This is a genomic window from Anabaena sphaerica FACHB-251 (assembly GCF_014696825.1).
GTDB lineage: Bacteria > Cyanobacteriota > Cyanobacteriia > Cyanobacteriales > Nostocaceae > RDYJ01.
On sequence record NZ_JACJQU010000001.1, the window covers coordinates 743,268 to 760,674 of the forward strand.

The 17,407-nt window shown below is 37.4% G+C and carries 17 protein-coding genes; 1 reads left to right on the plus strand and 16 read right to left on the minus strand.

The features are described from left to right. Positions 1 to 176: 176 nt before the first annotated feature. From H6G06_RS03295 to H6G06_RS03330, 8 genes are all read right to left on the minus strand, one after another. Positions 177 to 1,688, minus strand: coding sequence for a GH3 family acyl-acid amido synthetase (locus tag H6G06_RS03295; RefSeq protein ID WP_190557018.1), 1,512 nt, complete (start codon positions 1,686 to 1,688; stop codon positions 177 to 179). Next, the gene (locus H6G06_RS03300; RefSeq protein WP_190557020.1) at positions 1,688 to 2,296 is read right to left on the minus strand and encodes an acyl transferase; all 609 of its coding nucleotides are present in this window, start codon (positions 2,294 to 2,296) and stop codon (positions 1,688 to 1,690) included. The genes H6G06_RS03295 and H6G06_RS03300 overlap by 1 nt, the downstream gene beginning before the upstream one ends. Continuing rightward, complete coding sequence (locus H6G06_RS03305) at positions 2,293 to 3,045, minus strand: sterol desaturase family protein (protein WP_190557022.1); 753 nt, start codon at positions 3,043 to 3,045, stop codon at positions 2,293 to 2,295. Before H6G06_RS03305 ends, H6G06_RS03300 begins: the two co-directional genes overlap by 4 nt. A gap of 59 nt (positions 3,046 to 3,104) precedes the next feature. After that, positions 3,105 to 4,127, minus strand: a complete 1,023-nt coding sequence (locus tag H6G06_RS03310) for an aromatic ring-hydroxylating dioxygenase subunit alpha (protein WP_190557024.1) — start codon at positions 4,125 to 4,127, stop codon at positions 3,105 to 3,107. A 431-nt stretch (positions 4,128 to 4,558) separates the two neighbouring features. Then, positions 4,559 to 5,023 carry an SMI1/KNR4 family protein gene (locus tag H6G06_RS03315; RefSeq protein WP_190557026.1) on the minus strand — a complete coding sequence of 155 codons (465 nt, stop codon included), beginning with the start codon at positions 5,021 to 5,023 and terminating at the stop codon, positions 4,559 to 4,561. 14 nt (positions 5,024 to 5,037) lie between these two features. Next, on the minus strand, positions 5,038 to 5,430 hold the full coding sequence (locus tag H6G06_RS03320; protein WP_190557028.1) for a deaminase domain-containing protein: 393 nt from the start codon (positions 5,428 to 5,430) through the stop codon (positions 5,038 to 5,040). A gap of 53 nt (positions 5,431 to 5,483) precedes the next feature. Beyond that, entirely contained in the window at positions 5,484 to 5,768 is a 285-nt protein-coding gene (locus H6G06_RS03325; protein WP_190557030.1) for a 2Fe-2S iron-sulfur cluster-binding protein, read from the minus strand. Next, positions 5,761 to 6,996, minus strand: coding sequence for a P-aminobenzoate N-oxygenase AurF (locus H6G06_RS03330; RefSeq protein WP_190557032.1), 1,236 nt, complete (start codon positions 6,994 to 6,996; stop codon positions 5,761 to 5,763). The genes H6G06_RS03325 and H6G06_RS03330 overlap by 8 nt, the downstream gene beginning before the upstream one ends. Positions 6,997 to 7,105: 109 nt before the next feature. On the opposite strand from H6G06_RS03330, the gene H6G06_RS03335 reads away from it, so the two are divergent. Then, positions 7,106 to 7,855, plus strand: coding sequence for an alpha/beta fold hydrolase (locus H6G06_RS03335; RefSeq protein WP_190557034.1), 750 nt, complete (start codon positions 7,106 to 7,108; stop codon positions 7,853 to 7,855). On the opposite strand, the gene H6G06_RS03340 is transcribed toward H6G06_RS03335, so the two are convergent. From H6G06_RS03340 to H6G06_RS03375, 8 genes are all read right to left on the minus strand, one after another. Then, positions 7,852 to 8,760 carry a ferritin-like domain-containing protein gene (locus H6G06_RS03340; protein ID WP_190557036.1) on the minus strand — a complete coding sequence of 303 codons (909 nt, stop codon included), beginning with the start codon at positions 8,758 to 8,760 and terminating at the stop codon, positions 7,852 to 7,854. The two genes, H6G06_RS03335 and H6G06_RS03340, sit on opposite strands and share 4 nt — an antisense overlap. Further along, on the minus strand, positions 8,744 to 9,829 hold the full coding sequence (locus H6G06_RS03345) for an aromatic ring-hydroxylating dioxygenase subunit alpha (protein ID WP_190557038.1): 1,086 nt from the start codon (positions 9,827 to 9,829) through the stop codon (positions 8,744 to 8,746). Before H6G06_RS03345 ends, H6G06_RS03340 begins: the two co-directional genes overlap by 17 nt. A 97-nt stretch (positions 9,830 to 9,926) precedes the next feature. After that, complete coding sequence (locus H6G06_RS03350; RefSeq protein WP_190557040.1) at positions 9,927 to 10,667, minus strand: hypothetical protein; 741 nt, start codon at positions 10,665 to 10,667, stop codon at positions 9,927 to 9,929. A 165-nt stretch (positions 10,668 to 10,832) separates the two neighbouring features. Then, positions 10,833 to 11,837 carry an aromatic ring-hydroxylating oxygenase subunit alpha gene (locus H6G06_RS03355; RefSeq protein ID WP_190557041.1) on the minus strand — a complete coding sequence of 335 codons (1,005 nt, stop codon included), beginning with the start codon at positions 11,835 to 11,837 and terminating at the stop codon, positions 10,833 to 10,835. Next, complete coding sequence (locus tag H6G06_RS03360; RefSeq protein ID WP_190557043.1) at positions 11,821 to 12,243, minus strand: Mpo1-like protein; 423 nt, start codon at positions 12,241 to 12,243, stop codon at positions 11,821 to 11,823. Before H6G06_RS03360 ends, H6G06_RS03355 begins: the two co-directional genes overlap by 17 nt. 333 nt (positions 12,244 to 12,576) lie before the next feature. Continuing rightward, positions 12,577 to 14,283, minus strand: a complete 1,707-nt coding sequence (locus tag H6G06_RS03365; RefSeq protein WP_190557045.1) for an N-acyl-D-amino-acid deacylase family protein — start codon at positions 14,281 to 14,283, stop codon at positions 12,577 to 12,579. Between the two features lie 85 nt (positions 14,284 to 14,368). Further along, positions 14,369 to 15,658 carry a glycosyltransferase gene (locus H6G06_RS03370; protein WP_190557047.1) on the minus strand — a complete coding sequence of 430 codons (1,290 nt, stop codon included), beginning with the start codon at positions 15,656 to 15,658 and terminating at the stop codon, positions 14,369 to 14,371. 73 nt (positions 15,659 to 15,731) lie between these two features. Then, on the minus strand, positions 15,732 to 17,405 hold the full coding sequence (locus H6G06_RS03375) for a Ppx/GppA phosphatase family protein (RefSeq protein WP_190557049.1): 1,674 nt from the start codon (positions 17,403 to 17,405) through the stop codon (positions 15,732 to 15,734). Positions 17,406 to 17,407: the final 2 nt, after the last annotated feature.

A 17,407-nucleotide genomic window follows, 5' to 3' on the forward strand; every position in this document is an offset into this window, starting at 1 on the left:
AACATTTACTTTTGTGTTCGTGTAGCATCTCGGAAAGCAGGAATAAATACTTATTTGTATTTAATTTGACATTTATAGCAGTTCCCATGCTCGTGAGGTACAAAGTTTTTTAGTTTTAGGGAACAGGGAACAGGGAATAAATTGGTATGTACTTCATGAGACTGGGAAACGCTATATTATGAATTGCTACAGTATTTCAATGCTTGCAAAAGTTCAGTGCTAATGGGTGATGTGGCTAGAATTGGATGCTTAATACCTCCCCAAATACTTCCAGTGCGGATGCGATGGGAAACTAACACTTCAGGAATTTGACGGGAAATTAAAACCTGTGGTGGGGCAAGTTGAGCAAGCGATCGCGCTATTTTATAATGATAAGATGCTGATAAAAACCGATCTAGTTTTTGAGCGATTATTTCTGGCGTTTCTGTGGCCGAATCTAGCAATAGAATATAGTGAGGGGGATCGGCAACGGGAACTAAGCTTTTAAAATTTGTTCCTTGTAAGTTCAACTGATTTAAAGCATTATTTACAAAGGTTTCTTGTAATTTTTCCCCCACTAAATCGCTAATATTTTGATGTCGTCCGATAAATTCTAAACAGGGTGTGTTGCGATAATAATGAGTTACTCGGATGCGATCGCCTATTCGATAACGATATAAACCACCCTTTTGAGATAAAATTATATTGTATTCTTTGCCAATGTTAAGTTGATGTAAATAATATAAATTGCCATTATCATCTTCAAACTCAAAAAATACTTCATCCAAAACAGGAACATATCCCCCAGCTTCAATTAAAGGAATTGTCATTGGTGCTTCAGTTGCTAAAAGTCCTTTACCTTGAACTAATACACCAGGGAATTTTGATTTTAATCCCTGCGCTTGATCTGCTGCGTTGGCACTATCCCAACAAGATATGAGTTTTAACCTTTCCCACATTTGCGCCCAATTAATCTTATTTTCATCCAGTAATTTTAGGCGCTTATGGGAGATTTGGTTATGTAATTCTGCTTTTAATAAATTTCGATTTTCTTGGATATATTGTAAATGTATTTGTAAAAAGCTAGGACTCCAAATAGAAATAATTTCCAGGTTCTCAGTTTGTAGTAATGCTAAAGCTAACTGATGTTTAAAAGAGTTGGCATCATGTAAGCTTTTCAGTTTATTAGGCATCACCAACCAAGGACGTAAAAACCAACTTAACCAACCATCTAAATAATCTAAATCATCTTGTAAAGTTTGGTGATCAGCTATATTTAATTGTGGTGAAATACAAGCGTAAAGTTTTCCTGTACTAAATTTTGGACCATTTGCAGTCAAATCATGCGCCCAAACGCAAAACATCTGATTAAATGATTTTCGTAAAGATTGAGTATAGGGAATAAATTTCACCGCACCACTACTACCGGAGGTTTTTTCATAAAATAAAATCGGTTCTGGTGTGAGAGAAATCTGTTTATTTTGATTTTGTAAATAAGATGCAATGTCATCATAATTTACAATGGGTAGACGCTGCCAATCATCTAGAGAATTTATTTTTAAATTTTTACCATATTCACTATTAATCAGAAGATGGTAAATTTCTTGTTTTACAGAGTTTTGGGTTAATTCTGGTTGTGATAATGATTTATAAAATCTGTTAGCTGTGGGGGCAAGTATTTTGCCAAATAGTTGAATTAGGGGACGCATTATTGCACCTTTTGATTAGGATAAAGATTAGTAGCAGATGAAATAAATGTACCATCGCTAATAACTACACCGGGAGCAAGATGAGATCCAGCACCAACAAAAACATTATTGCCAATCTTGACTTTTTTGACATACAACATTAAGTCTTGTTTGCGGGGTTTGATGACATGAGAATAAATCCCGACACGATGACCAATAACCACGCGATCGCCAATTTCTAATAAACCGCGATCGGCAATTTCTAAACCAGGTGTCCAATAAACATTTTTCCCCACTTTAGCACCCCACAATTTTAACCAAAAAGAGAACATTCCCGGAATCAATCTTAATACGGCTTCTAAAACTGGAATCGCAATATAAATTACCTGAATTTGATGACTACCCCACCAATGACTATATTCTTTACCTTGTAAATAACTAATACCTTCCTTGATAGGATAAACCCATTCATGTAAGCGGTAAACTAGCACTGGTAAACCGTAAATGCAGAAGAAAATAGCTAAGATGCTCAAAAGATTATGTGAATAAATAAAGTATACTATTGCTGAACCAGTTAGCAATAATATTAAAGTCGGAAAAAATGCAAGAATTGTACTTAAAACTGTCATGGAAATGGAAATAAAAGTTTTTGAATTAAATTTAATGATGTAGGAGTTCCCATTATAGCTGGTAATTCTTGACTTTGATAATAAGTTCTATGTAATTTATCCCAAATTTTCAGATTAGCACCATAGTTACAATTATTAGTCTCTTTAGAATGATGCCAATTATGATCCTGTGGGAAGATTAGCCAGGGAGATAGAAATTGATAAAACGAGCTATTAGTAGGAATCATCAAGCGGCTATGTCTCCATAAATCTAAAGCAGATGTTAAACTAATTCCTAATAAATAACCTGTGGGAGCAGTTAACAGATACAAAAATAATGGATGTATCCATAAATAGATAATGAACACACTAGTCCAAATGGTGTTGCGAGAAGTTCCTAAAACATCCATTTGGGTAACAGTATGATGGACTTGATGAAGTTGCCAAAATATTTTAGTATGTAATAAGCGATGATTCCAATAATATAAATAGTCAATGACAACAAAACTGAGAATAAAAGACGGAATTAGTGATATTTTTAAATATCCTTGATAGTTGTGTAGGACATGGTGGTACAGCCCATAAACCAAGGTAGCTTGTAGTAAGGGAATGAAAATTCCTTGAATTGTCAATCCTATACTATCTAGTAGCCAATCTTCTCGATTTTTACATTTAAGTTGATTTCTAGTAAATTTATTGAAAATTGTCCAACCAAATAAACTAAAAAAACTAATAAAAATTAGAAATTGGGAAAAGTTTTTTATTTCCATTGCTAATTGCCTGGTTTTGAACACGAAGAAACAGATAATTTATTAAGGACGAATTATTCTTAAACCCAAAATGTGACTTTAACTGATTGATTGGGCAATAAACGCGGATCTTCTCCACGAGATATCGCTGATATAATTGACTCTACAAATATATGAATTGTGTCCGCAGGAGTATTATAAAACTGTGTTCCGTATTTAGCGATCGCTTCTCCCTGAATTCCTAAAATTTCTATGTCTTGACTAATAATATGTTGAGCAGTCCACCACACAAAGGGACGAGCTAATTTATTCCAAATACCATAGTTATAGGTGACATCAGTATAAACCAACGTTGAATTATCATTTTCCGGAATAGATTGACTGGTAATGAATAAATGACGATTTTTGCCCATTTGATATTCTACAGAAGTAATATTGGGCATAAAAAAGCGATCGCTATGTTTAATCTCTCCATCCTGCGAATTTAGAAACCGACTGTACCAACCTAAATTATTATTTTCATTGCCATATTCTACCAAAACCGAACCATGGCAACGTTCCACAGTCATCTCTAATTTTTGTTGACGCGAAGTACGAAAAACACCAGGATGAACAAAAGCCGTATGGGGAATATCAATAAAGTTTTCTGCACAATTAGTAACATTATTCGCAAAGCGATTAATTACCCTTACTGTTTCCCATCCCGGTTGTTTGTAATAAGGCATAGGAAAGGGTTGAAAATCAATTCTTGGGGTATCTGCTAACCGCACATATATATAACCATCTTGTTCTTTGGTAGGGTAAGATTCTGCACGACGTTGAGGGGAAGATTGGAAATCATTTCCTTCTGCGGGAACAGCAATGACATTACCACAACTGTCATATATCCAACCATGATAGGGACATTGTAAAGTACCATTGCAGACTTTACCTGGAGATAAACGACTATTACGATGTAAACAGCGATCGCGCAAAGCTACAGGTTTTCCATCTGCACCACGAAATATTGCTAACCATTCTCCTAAAACGGTTCTTGCTAATACCTGATTAGGTTTTAACTGTTCGCTAAGTGCGACAATGTACCAGAAATCTTCAAATTGCATGGTAAATAGGTTATGAAGTATACAGGGTTGCTGGAAAAAAATGTTAAAAAATTTGAAAATTCACAGTATAATTCTCTAGATAAAGGTTTTATGGTTAAAGTTTCACTCTAATCCTTTGAATCAAACATCCTCTAAATAATTATTAACTCTTATTCGGATCAGTATTTTGGGACTATAAAGCCAATTTGTTATGACAAATGAATTAAGATACTTCTTCAACTTATCAGCTAATAGAGGACTTAAAAGCACAAGGAAAAATAGAATTTTACTATAAGGATAATCCATACAATAACAGCCAAACACCTGCAATAAAATTAGCTGATTTAGCAGAGTAGTTTGAATTAAAGCTCGGAAAACCAACAGTTCTGAAAACTGACAAGTGCCATATTAGGTAGAGAGAAAGCTGAATGTCAATTTAATACAGCAAATCTCTAACTCGATCGAGACATCGAAGACTTTAAATAAAGCTCAATTTCCACTTTTAGAAAGTCACTAAACTGATCATGACTTTTAACAAAATCAGGCTCTTCCTGCCCTTCGCAATATGAATAAGTTGGTGGGTTATCACCTTCTGAAAGCCTGAAAAAGCTAAACTGATAACCCTGGTGCATAAAAAATACAAAAGCATCCTTTGGCAAAGCTTCAGGAAAATCATTTTCTAACAAAAGTTGTTTAGCCCATTCTTGAATTTGCGGTAAATGCTGGTAAAAGCAATCTGAACCACGCAAAAACTTACCTGCCCCATGCCCCATCATCTTGAGAAAGTCTTTGTAGGTGCTGGGTAGACTAATATTTTTTTGTCGTTCCAGTTGAATTATTTCCAAATCTGAACATGGAGAAGGCTTATTCTCACTAAAAATAAGCTGAAGTGGTTCGGGTAAATTGCAAATTAACATTTCTATCGACTCCTTTACGCAATGTTTCCGTGATGTACATTTAGCTGAATATTCGGGAAAGTTTGCATAAATTGCTTAATAACATACTCACACGAATCACAAGGCTCTCTCTCTGTGAATAACTCAATCTTACCCTTTACTTCTCTATTATTTGTATATCTTTGTGCGATCGCTTCTAATATTTTGTACTCTGAGTCTAAATCTCTTCGGTGTCCGCTAACTTCAAAGGTTTGAAACATCGGTTGATTGGGTACAACAACTGCTCCCTCTCGTACCAGCTTACCACTAAAGGCGAATAGCTCATAAAACATCTCATCTACCCATACTCTAGCAATAGCAACATTTCTGGCTGGTGCTGGCACGTTACAAGTTTTCCGAATTTCTGAGACGCGCTTGAACCAATCCATACTTACTATTTTAGTAGTTTTTAACCCTCATTACCTTAACTTTAAATCGCTACCTAAACCCTACGAATCTCCACATCACCTATAACATCAACCTGACAAGCTAACCGCGCATGAGGATTATTAGCTGCTAAAGCCTCCAACATTTCCTGTTCATCAGCTTGGGGAGGAAGAACATCACCAACCACCTCAACCAAACAAGTACCACAAATACCAGTTCGACAACCAAACAAAACAGGTGAATTTTGAATTGTCAAACGTTCAGATAAATTTGTATTAAACTCCAAAATAATCGGCTCAAAACCACTTCCTGGAAACGATATCTTACACAAATCAGCCATAATAAAAACTCTCCCCCTCTCTGCGCCTCTGCGTCTCTGCGTGATATAAACCTAAATCTTCTCCTTTTTCAAATTTTTGAAATGCTCTCCTTTGAGTAGCCAAATAGCGAGAAATAGAATTATTTCTCATCAGCGACATTTCCCGATTACGTTGCCAAAGATAATCAAGTTTCTCCACATACACCTGATAAGATGCCATTGCTTCCTGATGAGTTAAAAAACTGCGGTGTAACCCTTCTGATTCCTCAGTAAAACAGCGTCGCATCATTTCCCTAGCATCCCTATAACTCATCTCAAAAATAGGCGATCGCAACACATAATAAATCTTCTCATACAACGCCGGATCATACCAAAAAATCCCATTAATTGCCGCTGAAAAATGAAAATGATCGCGCTGACATCCCCACAATCCTAAATTAGCCACCAGTCGCTCAAAAGCAGTCGGAGGGGCAAGACAAGTAACTACATCGTGAGATATAATAGTCGAACTATTGAAATGAAAACTTTCATCCAGAAAGTGATAGTAAGATATTTTAGCAGGAATTGGAGCAGCTTCTTGAGTGGGATGTTTTTGATAATAATTGCTGAGTTTATGCTGTACTAACTTACCATTTAGTGTCCGCACTCCCCGAACTGTAAAATACTGACAAGCCAAAAAAGTATTATTCGCAGAAATCAGCCCAAAATATTGCAGTTGAATTTTTTTCCACCAAGTTTTTAAGGCATTAGTATCAGCATAAACCATCGTTTCTGTAAAAGGTCCGCGCATGGGGTAGGTAAAGATAAACTGCCCAAATAACGCTTGTTCAACTTGTTTGGCAATGGTGCGGAAGGTGTTAATGTGCGTCCTTTCTTGGGAGGATTCTAAATCTAATGTATCGCAAATTAACCGAAAATCTTCATAGGCATAAAGTCCGGCTGCACTGGTTTGATTAAAAAAGATAGTAGCAATTTCAGCAGAGACAATTTGAGAATAATAAGCTACCCAATAAAGATGATTTAAAATAATTCTTTGATGTTGGCTAGATTCCTCCCATAAAGGTGTACCATATAGAAGAGAAAATTCCTCTGGGTTCCAATATTCGTTTTGACAATTTTCATAGCGAAAGTTGTTAACTACTTCATCCATTAAAGCAGTATGATCTTGTTGTTTGTTGCGGGTGTGGTTAATTTGTAGTTTGCGATAAGTTGCTGGAATGTCTGAAAGTTTGGGAATAGTATTTGTCATAAATAAAATCTATGAATTGGTTAGTTAGTGGGGATGTTTTTTGATAATAATGCAAGTAAGACATAAACTATAATATCAGCACAAATCAAAAAACTCGCCTAAAATTTTTATGAGTCTTTTTTGTCTAGTTCATGGTGCATTTCAAGGTGCTTGGTCTTGGGATTTGTTGATTCCTTACTTGGAAGGGAAAGGTCATAAAACATTAGCAGTAGATTTGCCAATTGAAGATGCTTCTGCTAGTTTATCGCAATTTGCAGATGTAGTAATTCAAGCTCTGCCAAAAACTGATGATGATATTGTGCTGGTTGGTCACTCAATGGCTGGTACTGTTATCCCCCTTGTTGCAGAAGCCCATAAAGTACGTGAACTGGTATTCATTGGGGGTCTGATTCCATGTCCAGGAACAAGTACAATTGATCAATTTTCTCATAGTTTTGATGCTCATACTCTCAAGTCATTAAATTACGAAATAAAAGAGTCTAGTCAACTCGAAAAATTTGATGATGAACCTGATATGTTTAATCCGGTTTCTGTTGGCAAAGACTTTACTGATGAAGCAGTATTAAGGGAATTTTTCTATCATGATTGTCAACCGGATGTAATGGAATGGGCGCTTTCAAAAGGACGTTTGCAGCAATCAATGGCATATATTTTTGAAATCAATCCCCTGAATTGTTTACCCAATGTAGACTGTAAATATATTGTTTGTACGGATGACCGAATCATTTCTCCTGCATGGTCACGCTACGCTGCACGTAAACGTTTGGGAATTGATGCGATAGAAGTACCGGGAGGACATTGCCCGCACTTGTCTCGTCCTGCTCACCTTGCATCAGTATTAACTCATAATACTTACTAATACACACATTTATTAGCGGGGAGTGGTTGAAAAGCTCCCTGTTCTTCTAAGGTTTGAAGGATGATATTTGCTGATGTTACACTCATGAGCGATCGCAATATTTTTAATCTTGTACCGCTATGATTTTTTGTATCTATTTCTTCTAAAATTTGGATTTTTTGCCCACGTGTTAAATGTCCTTTTACTTGTTCAATTGCTGTTAGTAGGTTTTGGGGTCCCACTTGTACCATTAACAAAAACTGTGCCAATATTTCGATGATTATTGTTTGACTGGATGGAGAAACAGACATTTGATTAAATAATGTTGTTCCTGTAGCATGATGACGAGATTCGGCTTGTAAAAAATTATCAAAAATTTCTGCTAAAACTGGATAGCGGCATTTTTTCGCTAAACTGCGATAATGACTTAAACCCCATCCTTCTAAAACTACTTGCAGTACAAATAACAAAACTGTTTTATCTGCACTTTCCACTACTTCGGAGAGTAGTTTTAAAAACGGATCATCCGTGCTGGTTACTTCTTGTTGAGGTAAAAATTTGGTAATTTGGTGAAGGTGAGTAGCTTCATCAGCAGTAAACAGTCCGTAAAGCATTCTTTCTTCAACGGTGTCTGCTAATAGTACCATTTTTGCCATATAGCCAACACCGGCTTTCTCAATAAAATAAGATTCTGTTAATAAGCTAAGATTGGCAATTTCTAAAATTCCATATTGTTCATCAATATTAGATTCTTGAAAAATTTTAACTTGATGTAAGTTAAAAAATTCTGCATCCCAATAATTTGATCGGGGATCAGGAGCATAATTATTTTCCTTTGGTAATGCTGCTGTTAATATCTTTCGTAAACGGTGATCTGAATCTGTTGGCGGTAAGTCAAAACCGACAATATTATATTTTAAACTCATGTTTTTCCTGTTCCATTAAAGTTAATTCACTGTTGGATTTTGATAGGTTTTTAATATTTGAATCATTCAAGGTTTCCCAAGTTCCCCAAGTTAAGGATTTTTGGTGATTTACGTGCTGGATAAATTGCAAAATTGATTGATCTGCTTTAGTAGGAGTTTGTAAATTAAATTGAATAGTTTGAAATACTTGAGTATCTCCTTTGGCAAAATAATTACCAACCCGCTGGGTTAACCATAACAAAATAGGATTTACAAACCATCCTAAGAATCCTGGACGTTTGGGAGTTACTAAAATTGTTTGTCCTTCGGTTTTTCCTCCTTCTATCATTTGCAATGAAAATATAATGTAAAAGTGCAGAAAATCAGGACCTAATGTTACAGTTCCAGTGCTACCATACCAATAACACATACTATAAGTAACTTCGTTGCGGTATAGTGGACGAATCAAACGAATAAACCAAGAATCATCCCCTCCCCGTGTAATATTGCTGAAAGTAATAGCGTTAGGGTTGAGGTTTTGAGAAGTAAAAACAATCTCTAAAGGTAGATTGTGTACCGTGTTAAAATGGTGAGCATCAATCGCATTAATTAGTAATACATTGGGGTGGCAATTTTTAATAAACCGAGTTCCCAATATATAATCACAGTCTACATCTTCTAATTCTGGTACAAAGGGCAGGGAATTGGGTTTTCCTTCTCCCACCCAAACCCAAATCATGCCGTATTTTTCTGCTGTTTTCCAAGTGTTGATACATACAGGTAGGGGTTTTTCAAGGGAAGGAATATCTACACAAATTCCGCGCTGATCGTATTTCCAATTATGGAAAAAACAGCGAATACTATCACCTTCTACCTTACCTTCTGCTAAATGTGCGCCAAAATGCGGACAATAAGCATCCACCGCTATCACTTCACCACTAAATCCTCGATAAATTGCCAGATTTCTACCTAGCAATGTGACAGCTTTTACCTTGCCAATTTTTAATTTTTTTGATGGTAATGCCCAGTACCATCCTTCTATAAATTGTGTAGGATTATTAAAGTTTGATTGTAGGTTGGTAGATGCCATAACAGTTATACTAATTCGTAATTCGTAATTAAGAAGGTCAGCCTATATATCTGGGTTTATAGGTTTGTGTCTCTTGCCTTCTTTTTAGAAATTGGTATTAAATGAGAATGCAATCTTTGACAAATTCTAAGGATGAGTTTGACTCCCACATCCGTCTGCCAGCACGGGTGAGATTATCATAACTTATTTCGGTAAAACAAACTAATTCATCTCCTTGTCGATAACCAGGGTTTTTTTGGTCAAAAAACTGGATATGGGGACTATTTTCTCTTCCTGATGGAATTTCAATCAATCCTTCTCGCAAAATTTGAGGATAGGGAAAGCGGACAACCCCAGTTTTTTCTTGATAGAAATCACCATAGTATTGTTTTGCTAAACTCCCCATGATCTTTTCAACATTTGCAGGTGTTTTTAAATTATAACGGGGGTAGAAATCTTGCCAAAAGGTAGGGAGAAAACGATAAGTGCGAAAACCTGAACAAATTAACAGCCAGTATAGTTTATTTTCTGCATAATTTTGCCGTAAAAAATTTATGGCTGCAATCCAACTACGCGGTAATGTTGTACTTGACCAAGCACTAGGATCAACAATAGTATCACCCGAATAAACAACACTAAATTTTTCTCCCAAAACAGTCTTTTGGCATAAATTCAGAGTTGAAAATCCTTTGAGTGTATGGGATGTTTCATCTTTTAATAACAACACCCAGTTTTTGCGTTCTAGATCAATTTCAAAGGCATCCCAGGTGATACCTTGAAAGTGATTTTGCAGCAGCATATACATAGCTGTGCGATCGCTTGGTTGCAACTTTTCTATAGAAACAAGCAAACTTTTCATTTTTCGGAAATTACCTAAACTTTATTTATAGGGAGTCTTAAGTTAAACTTTAGCGAGTGGCTGGTTGAAATGAGTTTTTAATGTGACAGATTCTAAAATGGTTGTTTACAATACAATTATTTATTCACATTTTACACTTTCTCAATAGGGGTTGGTGGACAAGGCCTATACTAAACCCCTGTTATTTGACCATTGAGACGGTTCTAACTGGTTAACATACTGCATATATTCAGCTAATGGTTGATCAATCTTCAACAGCAACTGAGGATTAAACTGAATATTGTCGTAAATTTTACCATCTTCATCTCTGAGCATATAGTAGGCCCAACGAGTACAAAATAACAAAAATTTACTCACCAAAAATCCCATCATACCTGGACGTTTTTCTGTTACATAAATTGGTTGAATTCGCGTTTTTCCACGTGCAATGGGAGTATAAGCATAAATCATATAAAGTGGCGGAAAAAGCCGGACATTTTTCATCATTGTTAACAACCCAATACAACCATGAGCATAGCGCATAGAATACTCATAAGTAGAACCAAGAAATTTTTGACCTAATTTTTCTCGCCAAGTAGTTTGGGGAAATTGACCCCGCATTGTAAAATCAATTTGTGTACCCAATTCACTGCGATATAAAGATAGTTCCATTTGAATATCTAAATGATGAATTGTTCTTAAATGTTGGGCATCAATTCCATTCATCATACAAATATGGTGATGACAAGTTCTCGTAAATGCCGTATCAGCTTGGGAAATAATTTCTTTACCTTTCAATTCATCAAAATCAACTACGTTTTCCGGTGCTTTTGCTTCAGGATAAATCCAGATAAATCCATACTTTTCTTCAGTTGCGTAAGCTTGTACTTTAGCTTTAGTAGGAATTTCTGATTGACAGGGAATATCTTGACACATCCCGGTTTCATCAAATGCCCAATGATGAAAAGCACAACGAATCAAATTACCATCAACCTTTCCTATGCCTAAATCTGTTCCCAAATGCGGACAGTAAGCATTTAAAGCCCGTATTTGTCCATCTTGACCTCTAAAAATAACAATTTTCTGCCCACATAATTCTAAAGATTTAGCTTTGCTTTTAGGGATTTCTTCACTGGAACAAGCAATATACCAACCCTTAATAACTACATCCCAATTATTGAAGATTTGCATAAATTTTTGCTAGATAATTATTTAAAATTTCCTGCTTTTTATGAATATCGTTTTGATATTTACCCATTAAAACCCTGAATAACATTTTACCCAAACAATAAGAAGCCCTCCAGGAAAATATAGCATCTTGTTTATCAATATGGCTACGTTCAAATAAAAAATGCCCTGCTAATCCTATCAACTGAGTTAATGGTAAGCCTAAGAGTAACCAGAAATTTTGTAATTTCCACGTTAAAAAAAGTAGACTATAAAAAAATAATATTCCCAGAATGTGTAGAACAATATTAATAGGATGTTGATGTTTAAGAACAAAAATATCCCAATAGTCTGTAAATGGATGATCGTGAATTTGATGATTAATTCGATATTTCAACTTTTGTTGAGGATGAGAATTGATGTCACTCATAAGAAAATATTTTTTACACCTTTGGGCGAAACTTTGACCAAGCCCTTCGGACAGGGAATAGGGAACAGGGAATAGTCGTAAAATCCTGCCCGAATAATGGGTTTCAAGCCCCTAAATTTATTGATGAAAAGAGGTAAAAACATTTGTCGAAAGACACGTAGTGCTTCAAAAATACGTCCGGTTCAAATCCCCTAATTTTAATTATGGCGATTTCCTGTTCCCTGTTGCCCGTTCCCTGTTCCCTTTTAACTATGCTAGTAATCTTGCCTATGATCAAAACAGGTTGACGATATCATAACTCTCCGCACCTTTGCGCCTGGAATGCGAAATAATTCAACCAGGAAACAAAACATTTCCCACCCTTTCCCTTCCTAAAATATCACTCACCTCACCCCCACAAACAACCCGAACCCCATTAATAAAAACCCCCTGTACAATCTCATCAGAACCACGCTTCACCATTCGATATTCACCATCCAAAACTGGATCTGATATCTGCACCTGCGGACTAATAGGCTGATTTAAAGCCTGGGGATCAAGTAAAACTATATCTGCTTTCGCACCAACTTTGAGAACTCCCGTATCCAAACGAAACCATTGTGCAGGTTCTCCCGTAACTCGGTAAATAGCAACTTCAGGTGAAAGGAAGCCGGTTGTAACTGCTTGTTTGAGCAAAGATAAAGCCCCATCATAATAGCCCAGATTACGCACGTGAGCGCCAGCATCAGTAAAACCAGGTAAAATATAGGGATGCTGCATCATCGCTAAACGGGGTTTGAGGCGATCATTTGCTCCTGTGGCTACCCAACGTAAATCTGTGTCATATTTTTGTAATGCGTCAATAAAGAAATCTAGTGGTTCCTGTTGTTTTTGATGGGCAATTTCCGCAAAACTCAAACCCTGCCAAATTGCTTCCGGACAGTCTACAACTTCCATTAAATCTAACCGACGATGGAATGATCTACGCCATTTATTATTCCATTCTTGACGAAATTGACGACGAAAAATTTCTGACTTCCATAATTCTTCTCGTTCCTTTCGTGACTGACAACTATTGAGTTGTCCGCCGGTAGAAAATTCTTCAAATAAGGGCGTGACTGGTCCATCAGAAAAAATGGTGAATGGTTCTGTTAATGTTTGAAAGCGAACATTACCATTTAAAATCCGATTCCAAATAAACAACAGGGGGGCAAATATTCGCCACAATTTGCGATCATGTACGGCATCTAAAGCGGAGAGAACTGTTAACCGCAGTGGTTTTTTTCCTATGCCTAAACCCATCCATAAAATCTCTGCGAAGGAAGTCAGTTTTTGTAAGTTGGGTGTAACTTGAAAGACTAGATCCCGTCGCCTACACAAATCTGCTAACATTGCATATTCTTTAAGTTTGGCGTGTTGAGAGGGAATAGTATCACCTTGCCATTTTCCACTCATCCGATGCCACGGAAACATATCAATAGAAATACCAATAAAGCCAGCATCTAAAGCATCTGCGGCTATGCGCTGCATAATTTTTAGTTCAAATTTTGTCGGCTGAGTTTTTAAGCTGCGTTCTAATCCCATCACATGAGCGCGTAAAGCACTGTGTCCAAACATAGGCGCAACATTTGGACCAAGGGGTAACTGTTGTAAATGCTGTAAATATTCTGCTGGAGTGTACCAAGAAACTGATTTTTGTAACCATTTAGCAATCAACCGATGGGAAAGCGTCTCTACCCTTTGAAAAATATCTGCTAACATTTGCGGTTCACCGATGGTAACAGATAAACTACAGTTACCAATAATGACGCTAGTAACTCCATGACACACTGATTCACTCAATCCTGGTGCAATTTCTAACTCTAAATCGTAATGGGTGTGAATGTCGATAAATCCAGGTGTCACCCATAAATTAGCAGCGTCTACTATTTCACGGGCTGGGATATTTATTGATGGGGAAATAGTGACAATGCGGCCGTTTTCAATGCCAATATCTCCGCGCACAGGTGCAGAACCTAAACCATCGAAAATTAACCCGTTTTGAATTAGCAAATCTAGCATTATTCTTTTCCCTTAGCTTTCTTGCAAGTTTTAGGGCATGGCGTGGAGATGCTCTAGCAATTATCTGGTAATTAGTGGAGAACCCTCAAGCATTTCCACCCCGATGCTCAGTTTTCACCCAGGGCGATCGCTCTCTTTGCACACACATTTTTAAGGTCGTGACAATCATTACGGGAATCCAATGCACCATGTAGAATGATCCTTGAATAGTTGCCCACAATAAAGACCAACCACGTAAACCTTGGAATTGATAAAGTCCGGCAATAAAAGCAATCGTCAGAATGACGCTTAGTAATGTCTGGAGGGGAAATAAAACTAGCTGATGACTATAGAATATAGTCCAAACCAAATCAGGAATTAACCCTATTGGTAATAAGAATTGTAATATAAAAAACAATAATAAATCAATCTCTTTTTTCCAATTTAAAGTTATAATTCGCGGAAAATAATCGAAGTAACGCTGATAGCCACCTTCAGCCCAACGACGGCGTTGCAGCCAAAGTTTTCGCCAGGTTGTCACCCCTTCTTCCTGAATAAATGGAACTGTGATAAACTCAATCTCTGCACCTGCTAAATAAAGCCTGAAACAAAGATCCAAATCATCGGTAACTGTATCCTCATTCCAACCGTGGCACTTTTCTAATAATTCCCGACTAATTAACATCCCATTTCCGCGAAGTTCTGACATTCCCCCAATCGCAATCCGATGGGTTTGCAGAAAGCTATCACAGTTCATTTCCATCTGCTGGCAACGGGTTAAAAAATTAGTATTAGCATTAGAAACTGCTTTTCTCACCTGCACTGCACCAATAGCTTGCTTCTGGAATAAAGGTACTGTTTGCCGGAGAAAATTGGCAGGTAACTTAGCATCCGCATCACAGACTAAAATAATCTCCCCTGTAGTGAAAGGAAACACCGCATTTAAAGCTCCTGATTTACCTCCTTTTGATTCCCGTCGATGAACTTGTAAATAAGGAAATTGCGTTTGTAATTTCTTTAAAACCTGGGGTGTTTCATCCGTGCTACCATCATCAATTACCCAAATATCTAAATAATCACTCGGATAATTTAAGTCGCCTAAACTGTCAACTATATCGGGCAAAACTGCACTTTCATTTTTAGCCGGAATTAAAATCGATACTGGCGATAAATAAGTATCACTCTCAATCACTAAAGCGGCAGGTTTTGCTATCAGCATTCTGACCGTTTGTAGAGTTAGTCCGATTGTTAAAATAACCATAAACCATTGTGTTTCTGGTAGATAGTGCAGCAAACTCACGACACCCCACACTATGAGAACTACTAGAATTGCTTTGAGACGGCGATAACGATAAATGCTGATATTTTTACTGGTTTGACAGATGTTTTTTTCCACTTTTTTGTTATGTCATTAAAGTTACTTACCCAGATATTTAGGTGCGTTAACTTATTCTAACGCACCCTAAAAACTAGGTAAAATTAACGCTCCCAGGATTGACTAAATTAGCTACTATTTTCAGCCCAAACTCATCCTCAAATACTCCTTTTTTGTAATCTAAACTCCACAGTTCTAAGGCACAATCATCGCCTAACTTAGAGGGAAAGATTAACATCTTAAATTCATGCACATGAGGAAGATATTCACACTGCACGCGAGAAACTGCGCCGATTTGTCTTCTATCTAAAGCAACTGCTAATCTTAAAATTGCACTCAGTTGGCAGACCATTTGCCGATGTTCTTTATGCAATAAATTGCGGTAATTTTCGTGCTTTTTCTTAGGTGGTGATTTGCGATGATAACGGGCTAAATTGGCAATGATTTCTATCTCTGTTTCGTTATAACCAAGTAATTCACCATTTCTAATTAAATAGTATGAATGCTTGTGATGTGCAGAATGGCTGATGTAGTGACCGCAGTTGTGTAAAATGGCAGCAGCCCAAAGTAATTGCCTTTCGTCTTTACCCCAGTTGTGCAGTTGACCTTGAGTTTGATCAAATATACTTAGCGCAAATGCAGCAACGCGTTGGCTATGGCCGCCGCAGTCATCGCTGTGTTCTAGGTTAACTTGGTATTTTTTGGCAATTTTGAGAACATTCCGCTGTCTAATCGAACTTTGATAGCGCAGTCTGTTGTCAATTAAACCATGTGTCAGCATCCAGTCTACAATCACACCTTCCCGCAGGGAACGCTCACATAGTGTAACTGATTCCACATCTAACAGGGTCATTGCTTCCTGTAATATCACTGCCCCAGCTAGTATCACTTCAGACCGCTTTTCTGGCATTCCGGAAATTGCGGCACGTTCTACATTCGTCATGCGTCGCAAGCGAGTTACCCATGTCCGCAAGTCTTGGAAACTAAACTGATAACCGTTGAGGGTAGAAGGAACAACACCCATCTTTTCTTTAGCATGAATCATGGCTAAGGTTTCAATGGTCCCCGATGTTCCTACCAATTTGGGAGATTCACCAGGCTGGAGTTTCGTAAGCACCTCTTCTACAGAACGTTCTAACATTCCCCGTGCGTAGGCTTGCAAGTATTGAAACTCAGTATCGCCGATGGGGTCAGTGGTGATTAACTCCCCTGTCAGTCGCACTGCACCTACTTTGGTACTGGTGAGACTGCGGGGTTCTTGGGAGTCGCCTAAAATTAATTCTGTGGAACCACCACCAATGTCAACAATGATGTGCGGTTCGTTATTAAATTCCATGCCAGAAAGCACACCTAAGTATATGCGTCGCGCTTCTTCTTGACCAGAAATCAAGTCTACGCTTAAGCCTAACTCTGTTTCTACTCGCTGTAAAAAATCTCTACCATTGGGGGCTTCCCGGACGGCGCTGGTTGCAACGGCGATAATGCTTTCTGCTTCTAGACTTTTGGCCAGTTCTTGGAAGCGTCCTAAACAAGCGATCGCTTTTTTGATCACTTCTGGTTTTAATTCTCCAGTTTCTAAATCGCGATCGCCTAATCTCACCGTTTCTTTTTCTTTGGCAATCATTGTAAAAGATGGTAGCGTCGGTTCAATCCGCACTATTACCATGTGCAAAGAATTAGTGCCGATATCAATGGCCGCAATCATCCGGTTTTGCTTAACTACTTGAGTTGGCATACTCTCCCAGTTAGCAGAAACTACATTCAGCATTT